Source organism: Buttiauxella sp. BIGb0471 (genome assembly GCF_024807715.1).
Lineage (GTDB): Bacteria > Pseudomonadota > Gammaproteobacteria > Enterobacterales > Enterobacteriaceae > Buttiauxella > Buttiauxella agrestis.
Genome location: NZ_JANUEU010000003.1, coordinates 332,681 through 349,113 on the forward strand (window position 1 = coordinate 332,681; position 16,433 = coordinate 349,113).

The 16,433-nt window shown below is 48.1% G+C and carries 13 protein-coding genes; all 13 read right to left on the reverse strand.

Annotation, left to right across the window (positions count from 1 at the left end; genetic code table 11):
* Positions 1-43: 43 nt before the first annotated feature.
* The 13 genes from tdcA to tkt all read right to left on the reverse strand — a co-directional run bounded on the left by tdcA (position 44) and on the right by tkt (position 16,275).
* Positions 44-982, reverse strand: coding sequence for a transcriptional regulator TdcA (tdcA, locus tag M2371_RS12280; RefSeq protein ID WP_259267835.1), 939 nt, complete (start codon positions 980-982; stop codon positions 44-46).
* A 465-nt stretch (positions 983-1,447) separates the two neighbouring features.
* On the reverse strand, positions 1,448-2,527 hold the full coding sequence (gene fbaA, locus M2371_RS12285; RefSeq protein ID WP_034498356.1) for a class II fructose-bisphosphate aldolase: 1,080 nt from the start codon (positions 2,525-2,527) through the stop codon (positions 1,448-1,450).
* A 228-nt stretch (positions 2,528-2,755) separates the two neighbouring features.
* Positions 2,756-3,919 (reverse strand): phosphoglycerate kinase, encoded by a 1,164-nt coding sequence (gene pgk / locus M2371_RS12290; RefSeq protein WP_034498359.1) that lies wholly within the window; start codon positions 3,917-3,919, stop codon positions 2,756-2,758.
* Positions 3,920-3,967: 48 nt separating this feature from the next.
* Complete coding sequence (epd, locus tag M2371_RS12295) at positions 3,968-4,987, reverse strand: erythrose-4-phosphate dehydrogenase (RefSeq protein WP_115627344.1); 1,020 nt, start codon at positions 4,985-4,987, stop codon at positions 3,968-3,970.
* A gap of 316 nt (positions 4,988-5,303) precedes the next feature.
* Positions 5,304-6,011 (reverse strand): nucleoside/nucleotide kinase family protein, encoded by a 708-nt coding sequence (locus M2371_RS12300; protein ID WP_259267836.1) that lies wholly within the window; start codon positions 6,009-6,011, stop codon positions 5,304-5,306.
* Entirely contained in the window at positions 6,008-6,517 is a 510-nt protein-coding gene (locus tag M2371_RS12305) for an MltR family transcriptional regulator (RefSeq protein WP_064513662.1), read from the reverse strand. The genes M2371_RS12300 and M2371_RS12305 overlap by 4 nt, the downstream gene beginning before the upstream one ends.
* A gap of 15 nt (positions 6,518-6,532) precedes the next feature.
* Entirely contained in the window at positions 6,533-7,504 is a 972-nt protein-coding gene (glpX, locus tag M2371_RS12310; protein WP_259267837.1) for a class II fructose-bisphosphatase, read from the reverse strand.
* 2 nt (positions 7,505-7,506) lie between these two features.
* Positions 7,507-8,781 carry a zinc-binding dehydrogenase gene (locus M2371_RS12315; protein WP_259267838.1) on the reverse strand — a complete coding sequence of 425 codons (1,275 nt, stop codon included), beginning with the start codon at positions 8,779-8,781 and terminating at the stop codon, positions 7,507-7,509.
* A gap of 14 nt (positions 8,782-8,795) precedes the next feature.
* Positions 8,796-10,178 carry a PTS mannitol transporter subunit IICB gene (locus M2371_RS12320; protein ID WP_259267839.1) on the reverse strand — a complete coding sequence of 461 codons (1,383 nt, stop codon included), beginning with the start codon at positions 10,176-10,178 and terminating at the stop codon, positions 8,796-8,798.
* A gap of 22 nt (positions 10,179-10,200) precedes the next feature.
* Positions 10,201-10,644, reverse strand: coding sequence for a PTS mannitol transporter subunit IIA (cmtB, locus tag M2371_RS12325; protein WP_259267840.1), 444 nt, complete (start codon positions 10,642-10,644; stop codon positions 10,201-10,203).
* A gap of 353 nt (positions 10,645-10,997) precedes the next feature.
* Complete coding sequence (locus M2371_RS12330) at positions 10,998-13,001, reverse strand: TonB-dependent receptor domain-containing protein (protein ID WP_259267841.1); 2,004 nt, start codon at positions 12,999-13,001, stop codon at positions 10,998-11,000.
* Positions 13,002-13,094: 93 nt separating this feature from the next.
* The gene (locus tag M2371_RS12335; protein ID WP_259267842.1) at positions 13,095-14,165 is read right to left on the reverse strand and encodes a YncE family protein; all 1,071 of its coding nucleotides are present in this window, start codon (positions 14,163-14,165) and stop codon (positions 13,095-13,097) included.
* Between the two features lie 118 nt (positions 14,166-14,283).
* A complete protein-coding gene (gene tkt / locus M2371_RS12340) occupies positions 14,284-16,275 on the reverse strand; it encodes a transketolase (RefSeq protein ID WP_259267843.1) in 1,992 nt (663 codons plus the stop codon).
* Between the last annotated feature and the right edge of the window lie 158 nt (positions 16,276-16,433).

Consider the following 16,433-nt stretch of genomic DNA (forward strand, 5'->3'; position numbering starts at 1 on the left):
CACCACTTTGAATGAGTAATTTTTTATTGGTTACTTAATTAAACTAAGCAACTTCAGTTAATTTGTTAGATTGAAATTTAATTCGTAATGAATGTTTTTTGGCTAGCTCAACTAATGTGGCAGCAGATCTATTAATTCGATAATTCTTAGACCAAACAGCAGCGTATCGCGCGACAGGTAATTTATCCTCAACCGGGACTTTAATAAATTGGTTAGAGCCAAATGGGGAAATCATATCGCGCGGAATAACTGTCAGAAAACCTGCGTTGAGCACCAGATTATAAATGGTTACTACCGAGTCCGTTTTTACGATGTTTTCACTTTTGATATTGTTCTTTTGCAGTGTCGTCAGCAGCTCGCTGTAATATCCCATTTCCGTTTGTGGTAAAACCCATTGCTCATGACTTAGTGCGCTGAGTGTGGTCGTCCCTTTAACTACCCGTGTTCGATTGGCAACCAGGACAAACTCTGACTCGAACAGTGGCTCAATGTGCAAATCTTGTAGCAACATTTCGTCGCTCAAAGTACCGATGGCAAAGTCCAGACGACCATCGCGGATTGCAGGCAAGAAAGAAGAAAGTTGGGCTTCGAACATCGAAACCTGAGCCTGTGGGAAAAGCTCTTTAAACTCTTTCATCATGCCGGGTAAAAAAGTAAAGCCGATAAGCGATGGGTAGCCAAATGACACATCCACCACGCTATTTCCAACCATACGATTCATTTCACTACACATATTGCGCAATTCACGTGTGATGGATTCAGCGTGAGTCAGCAATACTTTGCCTGCTTCAGTTAATTTAACGCCGGTATTTTTTCTGATAATAAGCTCTAAACCAAAATACGATTCCATGTCGCTTATAATTTTACTGACAGCAGGCTGGGTCAGGCTCAGTTGTTTTGCCGCAGAACCAAATGATCCACTTCTCACCACTTCCTGAAAGACAAGCAGGTGCTGTGTTTTTGGTAAGGTATTATTGTCCATTTAAATCTGCGCCTATTAACGTCCCATGCAGCAGATCATATCGAATTATGCATCAGTTGTAGTGTGCAGTGACTCACAATTACCAGAGCGCTAATCGTATGCAAATCACGCAAACAAATTTAATCCTTTTAAATCATAATGTTAAACATTAGTCATTTGCATTTTACATGACAGAGGTCAACCTTAGCAGGAGTAATAAAATAAAGTTATGGTGATAATAAAATCATATCTGTACAAATAACTCCCACTTTTATAGGCACTTATAATAAAACTAAAATAATCTTATAAAATTGCCGAAATAAATAGCGTTCAGAAAATACTCGCATCAGAAAATATCATTTCTGCCATCAGTTTATTTAAAAGCAATATGCTGGATTTTTAAGTCTGGGTTGCAGATAAAAATTTATTTAAGGTACAAAAAAGCCCGCACGAGGCGGGCTTGATTCATACATTTACTGCTTCAAATTACAGAACGTCTACTGCGTTCAGTTCTTTGAAAGCCTGCTCCAGACGGGTGATCATAGAAGTCTGTGCAGAACGCAGCCATACGCGTGGATCGTAATATTTTTTGTTCGGCTGGTCTTCGCCTTTAGGGTTGCCCAACTGGCCCTGCAGGTAAGCTTCGTTAGCTTTGTAGTAGCTCAGGATACCTTCCCAAGTTGCCCACTGGGTATCGGTATCGATGTTCATTTTGATAACACCGTAGCTCACGGAATCTTTGATTTCTTGAGCAGTTGAACCGGAACCGCCGTGGAACACGAAGTTCAGGGAGTTGTGCGGCAGGTTGTGTTTCTTAGAAACATAATCCTGAGAATCGCGCAGGATAGTCGGGGTCAGAACCACGTTACCTGGTTTGTAAACACCGTGCACGTTACCGAAGGAAGCCGCGATGGTGAAACGTGGGCTGATTTTGCTCAGTTCAGTGTACGCGTAATCAACGTCTTCTGGCTGAGTGTACAGAGCAGATGCGTCCATATGGCTGTTATCTACGCCATCTTCTTCGCCGCCGGTGCAACCCAGTTCGATTTCCAGAGTCATGCCCATTTTGGACATACGAGCCAGATATTTAGAGCTGATCTCGATGTTTTCTTCCAGAGACTCTTCAGACAGGTCGATCATGTGGGAAGAGAACAGTGGTTTGCCAGTTGCCGCGAAGTGTTTTTCGCCAGCGTCCAGCAGGCCATCGATCCATGGCAGCAGTTTCTTAGCGCAATGGTCGGTGTGCAGGATAACTGGCACGCCGTAATGCTCAGCCATCTGGTGAACGTGGTGTGCGCCAGAGATTGCGCCCAAGATTGCAGCACCCTGAGGAACGTCAGTTTTCACGCCTTTACCCGCGATGAACGCAGCGCCGCCGTTAGAGAACTGAACGATGACTGGTGCTTTAACTTTCGCAGCAGTTTCCAGTACGGCGTTGATAGAGTCGGTGCCTACGCAGTTAACTGCTGGCAGAGCAAAGTTGTTTTCTTTTGCTACCTGGAAAACTTTCTGTACGTCATCACCAGTGATTACACCAGGTTTTACGAAATCAAAAATCTTAGACATGGTTGTTTGTCCTGTATCGTCGGCCGATTTGCCCGTCATCCTTCAAGCTGTAACTGCGTTGACTGCCTTCCCATCTCCCAGTCACTTAACGGAGTAAGCTCCTGGAAGCTGCTTAGTTGTCGCCTTGCTACAACTCGAAAAATTTTGGGTAAATAAAGAAATATTAACCACCTACCATTCACTGTAAGCGGCAAAAATTCACCGGGCAGGAAACCCTGCCCGTAATCATTACTTCTTAGCGCGCTCTTCGAGCATCGCTACTGCTGGCAGAACTTTGCCTTCCACGAATTCGAGGAATGCGCCGCCACCAGTGGAGATGTAAGAGATCTTGTCAGCAATGCCGAACAGGTCGATTGCTGCCAGAGTGTCACCGCCGCCTGCGATAGAGAATGCTTCGCTGTCTGCGATTGCATTAGCAACGATTTCAGTACCTTTGCGGAAGTTAGGGAATTCGAACACGCCAACCGGGCCGTTCCACAGAATGGTTTTTGCATTCTTCAGGATTTCAGCCAGTTGAGCTGCAGAAGCATCACCGATATCCAGAATCTGCTCGTCAGATTTAACGTCGTTTACAGATTTCAGAGTTGCAGTAGCAGTTTCAGAGAACTCAGTCGCAACGCGTACGTCAGCAGGAACTGGGATATCACAGATAGTCAGCAGGCGTTTAGCTTCGTCAACCAGGTCTGCTTCGTACAGGGATTTACCCACGTTGTGGCCTTGAGCAGCAACGAAGGTGTTCGCGATGCCACCGCCAACAATCAGCTGGTCAGCGATTTTAGACAGGGAATCAAGAACGGTCAGTTTGGTAGAAACTTTAGAACCGCCAACGATAGCAACCATTGGGCGAGCAGGTTCTTTCAGTGCTTTACCCAGTGCGCTCAGTTCTTCAGCCAGCAGCGGGCCAGCACAAGCGATGTCTGCAAATTTGCCAACGCCGTGAGTAGAAGCCTGTGCACGGTGAGCAGTACCGAAAGCGTCCATTACGAATACGTCACACAGTGCAGCGTATTTTTTAGACAGGGTTTCGTCGTCTTTCTTTTCGCCTTTGTTGAAGCGAACGTTTTCCAGAACAACCAGTTCACCCGCTGCAACTTCAACGCCGTCGAGGTAATCTTTAGCCAGACGAACCGGAGCAGACAATTTGTCTTTCAGATAGTTAACAACCGGCAGCAGAGAGAATTCTTCGTTGTACTCGCCTTCAGTCGGGCGACCCAGGTGAGAAGTAACCATCACTTTAGCGCCTTGCTTCAGGGCCAGTTCGATAGTAGGCAAAGATGCACGGATACGTGCGTCAGATGTCACTTTCCCTTCTTTAACTGGTACGTTCAAATCTGCACGGATCAGAACGCGCTTACCAGCCAGATCCAGATCGGTCATCTTAATTACAGACATGGTGAATCCTCTCGTTGATTCTTAAAGTTTTGCGAACGCATATGCGCTCTACCTGAAACCACTTGCGGCCATGACTAACGTCGTGTCGAGCATTCGGTTAGCAAAGCCCCATTCGTTATCACACCAGACTAGAGTTTTAATCAGATGTTGCCCACTGACCCGGGTTTGTGTGCCGTCAACAATGGCACTGTGCGGATCGTGGTTAAAATCAGTCGAGACCAACGGTAATTCCGTATAGTCAACTATACCATGAAATGAATCCCGTGCTGCTTTTTGCAGCAACTTGTTGACTTCATTGGCATTAACTGCATTTTTCACCGTCACGCTTAAATCGATTGCCGTAACGTTAATGGTCGGAACACGTACCGCAATTGCTTCAAAACAGTCGTCAAATTGCGGGAAAATACGTGTGATACCAGCAGCAAGACGCGTATCAACAGGAATAATAGACTGGCTGGCTGCACGGGTGCGGCGCAAGTCCGGGTGATAGGCGTCGATAACTTGTTGATCATGCATGGCGGAATGAATCGTGGTGACTGTGCCCCACTCAATACCCCAGGCATCATCAAGCAATTTGATAATTGGAATGATGCAGTTTGTGGTGCAGGAAGCATTGGAAACAATGCGATGTTCAGCAACCACACTTTCATGATTCACACCGTAAACAACGGTGGCGTCGAGGTCGTTACCGCCTGGATGGGAGAAGAGGACTTTTTTGGCACCGGCTGCCAGATGCGCTTCACCGTCTGCACGGGAGCCAAACACACCGGTACAATCCAGCACCACATCAACACCCAGTTCACGCCACGGTAAATTTTCGATTTCCGGTTCGTGCAAAATGCGGATGGTGTCATCACCGACCCATAACTGGCTGCGTTCCTGACGCACGTCCCAGGCGAAGCGACCATGGCTGGTGTCGTATTTCAACAGATGCGCCATACCCGCAGCATCAGCCAGTTCATTGATTGCCACGACGGTAATTTCCGCACGGCGCCCGGATTCGTACAATGCACGTACCACGTTGCGCCCAATGCGACCGAAGCCATTAATTGCTATGCGAACGGTCATATCTCTCCTGCCAGAATCCCTGAGACTAAGTGGCTGACAGAGTAATCCAGCTGTCGCCTGAGGGGAATCCTCGCACTCTCGAAACTGCAATTGTTTGCTCAATTGTCGAACATTCATTCGACTGAAACGCTTCAGCCATGTTAAGCGATAAGCGGAATAAATGGAACGTTACCCCAGTACAGGCAACCGATCTTCTGACGCAGGTCACATTTTTGATGGAATAACTGCAACGACAAATGTGCAAAGGACGAATAATAACCAGGCAGGATCAAGCATGATGGAAAAGGCCGGGCCGTTTTAAAGACCCGTGCCCATATCAGCTTCGATGATAGCCGCCCTGATCGTCCATATGTAACTGCATATCTGCGGGCTGGCTGTTTTCCAGCACACGCAATACATTCGGCCCGTCAGTCGCCTGGAAAAAGGCTTCGGCTTGTTCCCGGGTCAAACCACCACGCACTTTTCTGCCAATCAGGCGCTCTGAGAGCATGTCAGGTGCAGCTGAAATGAAGACTGAGTAATCGCAAAGTTCGCGTAGGGCTTGCCATTCTGGCTGATTGAGCAGCAACCAGTTTCCTTCAACCACCACAATCGGCGCTGTTACCGTAATCGCGTTTTCCACCGGATCGTGCAAATTACGATCGTACTGCGGCCAGTGGCTTTCGGGCTTATGCAAATCGCGCAACGCATCCGTCAGCTTCTGCACATTAAAGGTCTGCGGCGCACCTTTATGCTGTTTGAGGTTGAATGCCTGTAGATAATCGTTGTAGTGATGGAATCCGTCCATCGGCAACGCCTGAATGGCGGGCAATACAGAATCTTGCGCGCTCAAATATTCCCAAAATGCCACCAGCGTCGATTTTCCGGTTCCCGGCGGGGCTGCTAAAAACACCACCAGTCTGCGGCTTAACCGCTTTTGTTTTTCGGCTAACTGTTTAAGCAACGGCTTATGCAACGCATCGACTTCTTCGTCGTTAAAATGGGCATGCGTCTCTAATCCATTTATTATCAATGTGACATTCACCAGACTAGCTCCTTCAATAATGAAGTCACCGCCAGAGATAACGCCGTTTTCACCAGATTCCCGTAGCGCACTTCGGAATAAATAGAGAAGTCCGAATACTTCATGCTTTTAATTGCATTAAACAGCGTGGCGTTTTGGGTAATTGAATTAAGGTTCGCAATGAAATCGTAAGTAACATCATCATGAAACTGTATGGTTTCTTTGCTGTGCTGCACGAAATCACAAAACTGGCTAAAACAGGTAATATCGGCATACAGCCATTTATCCATTTTCCCCAGGGCGTAAATCAAGCGCAGCGCAACGTCGATATCATCAAGCGGCCCGCTTCTGGCAAGTAAAGGCTTAACAGCGTACTCGACTATCTCTTCATCATTATCAACAAATAACGAAGGCAGAAATTGCCTGATTCCTGAAAGCAAAATATCGTGAGCGACACTCATAAACGAGGCCAGTGAATTTTGCGCTTCCAGCCGCTCAAGCACATCATCTTCGTTCAACGTGGTCATCAATAGCTCAGTACATTAAAGGTGATGTAGGGAGTCTATAATATTACAGGTGCGCTCTATACCATTAATCAAGAGCGTTTGTGTGCGCACTACATCACCTTCTTCACGCACCCCTTGCAGAATATCGCCTCCCGTCACGCCGGTTGCGGAAAATAAAACTTCCTCACTTTGGACGATTTCATGCAGGCTATAAATGCGGTTCACTTCGACGCCCATTTCAGCGCAGCGGCGGTGTTCGGAATCTGCAATCTGGCGATTCGCGGGAGACTCCCCTTTCGCCTGGCAAAAATCTAATAGCTCGATCTGCATTTCGCCCCCCAGCGCTTTCACTGCGCAGGCTGAAATAACGCCTTCCGGCGCACCGCCAATGCTGTACATCACGTCGTACTGGTTTTCCATCAAACACGTCATCACGCTGGCGGCAACATCACCATCTGGCAGGGCAATCACTTTCACCCCAAGTCTTGTGGCTACCGCTATCGCATCCTGATGGCGCGGTTTATCAAGCGTGACCATTCGCAACCGTTCGAGCGATTTACCCAGGGCTTTGGCAATATTACGCAGGTTATCTTCAAGCGTTGCCGCCAGGTTGATCACTCCTTTCGCCTTTTTGCCGACGACCAGCTTCTTCATATACATATCCGGCGCATGAAGCAGTGAACCTGCGGGCGCGCAGGCCATCACTGCTAGCGCGTTGTTTTGCCCCATCGCGACCATGCGTGTGCCTTCGATAGGGTCAACCGCAATATCGATTTTAGGAGACTGCCCGTTGCCTAGCATTTCGCCGATATAGAGCATGGGCGCATGGTCGATTTCCCCTTCACCAATGACGATTTTCCCCTGCATCTCGATTTGATTCAGCGCATCGCGCATGGCCTGTACCGCGACACCATCAATACGATTCTTGTCGCCGCAACCAATCAGGGGCCAGGCAGCCAGCGCGGCCTGTTCTGTGGTGCGGAAAAAAGGATAAGCCAATGTTTTCATGCTTAAGCCTCCATGCCGGTATCGACGCCAAAATGCGCTAACAAATGTTTTTCAGCGGCTTCGTTCCACACGCCGTGAGTTTCGCTTACCAGCTCAGCCAGGCGGCGGAATAACGGATCGGTTTCACCCTGGCGGGCGAAATCGGTGATCGCAGTCAGTGGCATAGTCACGCCGTTGTAAATCAGCTTTTTACCGCCAGGGATATCCGGCAGGTTCAACACGGTTTCAGGCACCGCATCTAAACCGCCGACATGCGTAACCATGAACGAAGGCTGCAACCGACCGCTGGCGGCAAGTTCGATGGCTTCCAGCATGTCGTCCGTGGAGCCGCCTGAAGTCCCAACGATATGCGTGCTGCCGTAGTGAACGTTGTAGAAATTAAACGGCACTTTAAAGTTTTTGTCAGTTGGCCCGGCAAAGAAGTTCAGGCAGCCATCATCAGCCAGCAGATCGTCGCCAAGCTCGATAACCGCGGGCACGGCGGCGTAGACAAAGACATCGTCGAAACCTGCGCCGCCTGTCATGTCTCGCAGCGCAGCAGCAGGGTCATCCAGATTTTTGCTATTCACATAAACCAGCTCAATGCCATTTTTTGCCGCCAGCTCTACCGGCAGCAATTTTTGCGCCTGCTCCAGTCGGGCTTCATCGATATCGACTACGACGACTTTAGCCGGTTTAATATTTCCATTAATCGCATAATCAATTGCGCCAATACCCATCGGCCCGGCACAGGCTAATAATGCCAGGTTACCGCCGGGTTTAATTCCCATGCGATGCTCATAAACATATTGAGTGGTGTGGTAGTTAGCTTTATAGGCACCAATAATGCAACACATCGGTTCGGCTAAAGAGGCGGCGGCAAAATAGGAACCGCTATAAGGCAAAACACAACCCATATCAATCGCCAGCTTAGGAATAATCATATAGGTGGCATTACCACCGAAATATTCGTAGCTGTATCCTGCCGAATACCCGCTTGGCAAACCCATCGCGGGTTGCAGAACGTAACGCTGACCCTTCTTATATTTATCCCGTAGATTATTGCCGACTTCAACAATCACGCCAGCACACTCATGCCCGGTAATAACCGGATGATTAATTAAATCATCCGGCACGCGTTTATGATCGCTTGCCAGTAACGCGGCTTTCCATGTTGATAAACAAACGCTGTCAGAAATAACACTCACTAATAATTCATCATCGGTAATCGCGGGTAATTCAAACTCACGGATACGCACATCCCGCTTGCCATAAATGGCTGCAACTTTAGTTTTCATAAGAATCCTTATTATTAAGCCTTAGCGGTTAATTCATTAAATAACGCGTCAAGTTTAGGGTCGCCGATATAGTTATTAATCAGTATCAGCGGTTTGTTAGTTACCAGTTTTACGCGCCCTTCAAGACTTGCGTGAGTGACAATAATTTCTGCATTCTCAGGAACGTTTTCGATCGCGTAATGTTTCACTTCTGTTTCCATGCCATGCTTTTGCAGGCGCTTACGGAAGGTTGTCGCCCCCATAGCACTTGACCCCATTCCTGCGTCACAGACGAAAGCGACCAGTTTCACAGGTTTGGCACTCCACGCGCCTTCCTGTTTCATCGCCTTCATGGCGCTGGCTGTCTCATCAAAGTTGTCTTCTTTCTCGACTTCTTTGCTGCGGTCCATTTTCAGGATCAGCGAGGTGATAACAAATGACACGACAGTTGCAACGGTGACCCCAGCGATTGTGGCGAAGAAGGCTCCGCGCGGTGTCAGTGCCAGATAAGCAAAGATAGAACCCGGACTCGGCCCCGCGACCAGGCCACCACCCAGAAGGTTAAAGGTGTAGATCCCGGACATACCGCCTGCAATCATGGCAATCAGCGTCAATGGTTTCATCAACACATACGGGAAATAGAGTTCGTGAATGCCGCCGAGGAAATGAATAATCATGGCGCCCGGTGCGGATTTTTTTGCCATTCCTTTGCCAAACACAGCAAATCCAAGCAGCAAGCCGAGTCCTGGCCCCGGGTTCGATGCCACCATAAAGAAGATAGATTTCCCGGTGTCCGACGCTTGTTGCATTCCTAACGGATAGTACACACCCTGATCGATAGCGTTATTCAGAAACAGAATTTTTGCCGGTTCATTAATCAATGATAAAAGCGGCAAATATCCCGTACTCACCAACGCTTCAATACATTCCTTCACGAAATTATTAGCCACCAGAACCGCCGGGCCGATAATTTCGAAGGCAAACAAGCACAACAACATCCCGGCAATACCCAATGAGAAGTTATTGATAACCATCTCAAAACCAGGTGGAATGCGCTTTTCCAGTTTGGTGTCGATGACTTTGATAATCCAACCGCCCAGCGGCCCCATGATCATCGCGCCAATAAACATCGGAATATCCGCGCCAACAATCACACCGATGGTGCCAATTCCGCCCATCACAGCGCCACGTTTGCCACCCACTAAATGGCCGCCGGTTGAACCAATCATCACCGGAAGCAAATAGGTAATCATCGGGCCAACTATTTTGGCGAAATGCTCATTAGGCATCCAACCGGTTGGAATAAATAACGCAGTAATAAAACCCCACGCAATAAAAGCACCAATATTGGGGATAACCATAGCTGTAAGAAATCCGCCGAAAGCCTGGACTTTGGCACGAGCCGATTTATTTTTCATATTTATCCTGACGAGAGAGTGATTACTCTTGAGTGATAATATCCATGAGTTGCTGTGTGGTATTGGCATTTAGCAAGGCTTCAATTTTTTCTTCTTCGCAAAACATTTCGCTTAATACCTGAATCGCACCAATATGCTCATCAGAATCAGCTGCCGACAATCCTATTAGTAATTTTACGGGCTCTTTACTTTCGCCAAAAGCCACACTGTTTTTTAATAGCGTGAGTGATAAACCCGTTTTTATTGCGCCACACTCCGGTCGGGCATGAGGCATTGCAACAAATGGCGCCAGAATATAATACGGCCCAGTTTCTTCGGTGGTGGATTTTATTGCATCGATGTAAGAAGAGGTGACATATCCTTTCTGCAATAGCACTTCCATTGAATAATCTATTGCCTGCTGCCAATCATTGGCAGAGTTTTTTATGGATATGGCAGCATCAGGGAAATAATCTATTAACCGCATACTGACTTCCTCGCTGTAGGGTGTTTTTATTTTCAATTAAAGTATGACGGCGAGAAAAATAAATCAAATGGGTGGTAGAATGGCGAGGGTTTTTACGCGAAAATGATTTACTGAATTAATTCAAATAATTATATTAAATTATTTACATTAATTTATTTTGTCAATACCTGTAATTTGACTTGATTCACATATATACAACTCAAATTAATACAATATTTGTAATTGAGATCACATTAAAGGACTTGATTGGGTTTGTTTTTGAGATATTACGCAGTGGGTTAAATATGACAACCTCAAAAAAAACAGCCAGTCGGTGGTATCGCCGACTGGCTGTTTTAGTTAACGACCTTCAATTAAAACTCAATACGCGCGCCCAGATTATAACGACGCCCTTCGACCAGGCCGTAATCACCCCATGGGCTGATACGCTGTGGATCAACATCAAACAGGTTGTAGACACCCGCCATCAACTGAGTGTGTTTGTTCAATTGATAACGCGCTCCGAGATCAACCATCGTCCAGGCTTCGTAATCAATATGATCGCCCGTATCACGGTTGCTGCTGCGGAAATTCGCTTTGCTCCACAAATCCAACGCCTCAGTGGCCGACCAGGTCAGCGACACATTTGCCATATGGCGCGGGTAGTCATTGAGCGCGTAGCCTTTATTTACGCCTGTTTTCTGCTCGCTGTGGTTATAGGTGTAGTTGGCATTAGCTTTTACCGTTTCAGTCATCTGCCAGTCAGCATTCAACTCCAGTCCGTAGACATCCGCTTTGCCGACGTTGAAATACTTGCTGATGGAGTCGGCTTTGTAGCCGTTCATCTGGCACTGATTAGCCGCCGTCGTTTCACAAATAGTCTCTTCGGATATTTTATCTTTGAATTGGGTATAGAAAACCGTGCCGTCTAACGCCAGCTTCTCTCCTACCCAATACAGGCCCAGTTCTGAGTTGACGCTTTTCTCTGGTTTCAGATCATCGTTACCCACGGTCAAATAAGGGTATGGCGGCAATGAACCGCGTGGCGTAACGAAATTAGCAGATGTTTCGCGCAGCTCAGGTTTTTTATAGCCCGCCGATACGCCGCCTTTCAGCGCCCACGCATCGGTTATCGCCCAGTTACCGTAGAGTTTTGGCGTGATATGAGTACCGAAATAATTATCACGATCCAGACGCGCGGATGTGGTGAGCGTGAAGTCCCCAATCTGCCAACCGTCTTCAGCGAACAAAGCCCAGCCATCACGGCTGATTTTTGTCACGGGCTCTACTCCCGGCGCTTCTTTACTCGAAACCGCAAACTGGTCGTTGAGTTCTTCACGCGTGAAGTTAGCCCCAACGGTGAGTTTGTGATTATCGAACGTGAAAGTGGTCTGGCTATTCGCAACGTAGTTTTCGGTTTCGATGTATTGCGGGGCATCGCCGTCCAGGTTGTATTTAGAGCGCCCCTTCTCATAGTTGAGATAGTTGTTCGTCGCGATTGTATCTTCAGCATACCAACCGCTATGGCTGAGCGTGACCGCATCGCGATCAAAGGTCCACATCCACGGCGCTTCATCACGATTTTTTTTCTGTTTACCCGTCACCACATTCAAGTCAAAAAGGTTGGTTTCGTTTGCCGCAAGACCGACGGTCATATCGAGAGATTTACGATCGTTTTTGCTGAAATAGTTATTACGTTCGTCATCGCGACGATTGAGCCAGTCGGCGGCGACGCTCACACCGAGCACGTCGGGCACAATTGGCCCCATGGCGAATAAGTTCATCTGGTTGGTATTACCGAATGAACTGTCTTCCTGGATGAAGGTATTAGCCGCCAGAGCCCCCGTCCAGTCTTGCAAGCCATAAGGTTTTTTGGTGATAACGTTAACCACGCCGCCAATCGCATCGGAACCATAAAGTGATGACATTGGCCCACGAATTACTTCGATGCGTTCGATAGCTTCCATCGGGGGCAAGAAGTTAACTTCAGAGCCGAGATCCTGGCCATACGGGCGCGCTTCACCGGTGTTTTGTTTCACACTGTTGACCATAAATGCGGTGTAGCTTGAGTCCATACCGCGCATCATAATACTGCCGGATGACATATCGCTTGAACCTGAACCGACATTCACACCGGGTAAATCCTGAATAGCCTCGGCGACATTACGGTTAGGCTTTTCATCGAGCTGTTTACGGTCAATAACTGAAATAGTCGCGGGTGCTTCCTTTTTCTGTTGAGAAAAACCCGATGCCGTCACGACCATTTGATCTTCAGACTCACTGAGCGTTGCGTTATTTTCTTCTGCGAGTGCCGGAAGCATTGTGCCTCCAGCGAGAACTACTATTCCTGCCAATGCCAAACGTTTATTGTGTCTCATTTTTTTAATTACCTGAGATATTGAAAAATTGAAAATATTCTGCTGACCCTGTGAATTTTCACCACAGGGCTCGGTTGATCTTTATTATTAAAATTATATTTTATTGAGATCGACTTTAATTATATAGTCCGGTTGCTTGCCCATCTCTTTTTCGCCTTGTTTCACACTGGCATACAGCGTGTTTCCATCCGCTGAAAGCGCAAGGCTATTGGGAAGCGCCGTTGTTGAAATGCTGGCTTTCACTTTATAGGTATTGCTATCAACGATGCTGATCAGCTGTGCATTACGATGGGTAATGTAAATTTCATTACGTGCCGCGTTGTACATCACAGCGAGAGAGTTGATAACATCGATCTGATGAATGATTTTTCCATCTTTAAGCGAAACTACCAGTACATTCGGTAAATCTGGATCGGTAATAAAGGCACGTTCTTTATTATCATCCAAAGAAATATTTAAGAAGAAATGCTTTTTATGCGGTTCGACTTGAATGCGGGAAAGTATTTTATTATCGCTGGCATCAAGTGTAATTAACTCTCCGCTGCCATTAACCGCATAAACTCTTCCCTTTTCTTCATCAATTGCCAACCCGGTTGGATATTCCCCCATATTTTCAATGGTGGCAATATGCTGCTGTTTTTGTGTATCGATAACCCAAATAATTCCTTTCTGAGTCACACCCGATACATATAAACGCTGGCGTTTTTTATCAAGCACCATTTCGCGGGTGTGAATAATCTCTTTGGGATTGCTCAGGTCACTCAGTTGTACGGTCTTAATCTCTTTGCCGCTGCGGGTATCCATCAGCGTCACAGAGCCTTCGAGGGTGTTGCCAATATACAGAATGTGGTTTTCAGCATCGAGCACCGTTGCGAATGCGCGTCGCTCAGTGGTGATTTTTCCGGAGGCCTTAAGCGTATCCGGGTTAAGTTTGTAGATCAGACCATCAGTCTTATCTTTATCAAATGAAGGCGCAGAGGCGGCAAACAGAACGTTTTGAGAGGTGTCGTATACCAACTCATACACGCCATTTCCCATAGGGACGGTAAGAAAATCCTTTTCAGGTAGTGGTTTAGCGCTCACGCTCAGGGAGCTCATTAATAGTGCGACGGTTAAAGCAATGAAGCCCGATTTCTGGTATCCGTACAAAGTATGTCGATTCATTTACTTAGATTCACATTTATTTACGAATGTGAATGATAATAATTTTCAATTGCATTATCAATAACGGATAAAAAAAAGACCAGCAATCAACGTTTGCTGGCCTTAGTAGTATTACGTTTTACAGAACGGCTTTAGCCTGTTTCACAACGTTTTCAACAGTGAAGCCAAACTCTTCGAACAGCTGCTCAGCTGGAGCAGACTCACCGAAGGTGGTCATGCCCACTACCGCACCGTTCAGGCCAACGTATTTGTACCAGTAGTCAGCGATGCTGGCTTCGATAGCAACACGTGCAGCAACGGCTTTCGGCAGCACCGCTTCGCGGTAAGCTGGATCCTGCTTGTCGAACGCATCAGTAGACGGCATGGAAACCACACGCGCTTTGATGCCTTCAGCTGTCAGTTGATCCCAGGCTGCAACAGCCAGTTCAACTTCAGAACCAGTTGCGATCAGAATCAGCTCAGGCGTGCCTGCGCAATCTTTCAGAACGTATGCGCCACGGGCAACGTCAGCCAGCTGCTGTTCAGTACGATCCTGCTGTGCCAGGTTCTGACGGGAGAAGATCAGCGCGGTCGGGCCGTCGTGACGTTCTACAGCGTATTTCCACGCCACCGCAGATTCAACCTGGTCACATGGACGCCATGTGCTCATGTTTGGCGTCACACGCAGAGCAGCAAGCTGCTCAACCGGCTGGTGAGTTGGGCCATCTTCGCCCAGACCGATTGAGTCGTGGGTGTAGACCATCACCTGGCGTTGCTTCATCAGCGCTGCCATACGCACCGCGTTACGGGCATATTCAACAAACATCAGGAAGGTAGAGGTGTACGGCAGGAAACCACCGTGCAGCGCGATACCGTTCGCAATCGCGGTCATACCGAATTCACGTACACCGTAATGGATGTAGTTACCGGCCAGATCTTCGTTGATGGCTTTAGAACCAGACCAGATAGTCAGGTTAGACGGTGCCAGGTCAGCAGAGCCGCCGAGGAATTCTGGCAGCAGATGGCCGAATGCTTCGATGGCGTTCTGAGACGCTTTACGGCTAGCAATTTTCGCAGGGTTAGCTTGCAGGTTCTTGATGAACTCCTGAGCTTTAGCAGCAAACTCAGCAGGCATGTCGCCTTTCATACGACGGGTGAATTCAGCCGCTTCCTGTGGGAAGGCTTTAGCGTATGCTGCGAACTTCTCGTTCCATGCCGCTTCTTTCGCCTGGCCTGCTTCACGCGCGTCCCACTGAGCGTAAATGTCAGAAGGGATTTCGAATGGCGCGTGTTTCCAGCCCAGAGCTTCACGGGTCAGTGCGATTTCTGCGTCGCCCAGCGGTGCGCCGTGGGAATCGTGCGTACCGGCTTTATTTGGCGAACCGAAACCGATGATGGTTTTGCACATCAGCAGTGAAGGTTTATCGGTAACCGCTTTGGCTTCTTCAACAGCGCGTTTGATAGCGTCGGCATCGTGACCGTCAACGCCGCGCACTACGTGCCAGCCGTAGGCTTCAAAGCGTTTCGCAGTATCGTCTGTGAACCAGCCTTCAACGTGGCCGTCGATGGAGATACCGTTGTCATCATAGAAGGCAACCAGTTTACCCAGACCCAGCGTACCCGCCAGCGAGCAAACTTCGTGAGAAATGCCTTCCATCATGCAGCCATCACCCATAAAGGTGTAGGTGAAGTGGTCAACGATGTCGTGACCAGGACGGTTGAACTGTGCCGCCATGGTGCGTTCTGCGATTGCCATACCGACTGCGTTCGCAACACCCTGACCCAGCGGGCCAGTCGTGGTTTCAACACCAGCGGTGTAGCCCACTTCCGGGTGACCCGGAGTTTTGGAATGCAGCTGACGGAAGTTTTTCAGCTCTTCGATTGGCAGGTCATAACCTGTGAGGTGCAACAGGCTGTAAATCAGCATTGAACCGTGGCCGTTAGACAGCACGAAACGGTCGCGGTCAGCCCACGCTGGGTTCTGCGGGTTATGGTTCAGGAAATCGCGCCACAGGACTTCGGCAATGTCGGCCATACCCATAGGGGCGCCCGGGTGACCGGATTTGGCTTTTTGTACTGCGTCCATGCTGAGTGCACGAATAGCATTGGCAAGCTCTTTACGAGAGGACATTTTGACTCCAGATCGGATGGTTGAAGGTCAGGCCTTGACTACTATGCGTTATGGGCTACGCCCAAAAAATTGCCATCAATGTACCGCAAGCCGTGTGTCATGTACATGGAGCATCCTTTTGTCCGGTTAAGAAATCTCTGGAAGCTGCTCGCATGTTG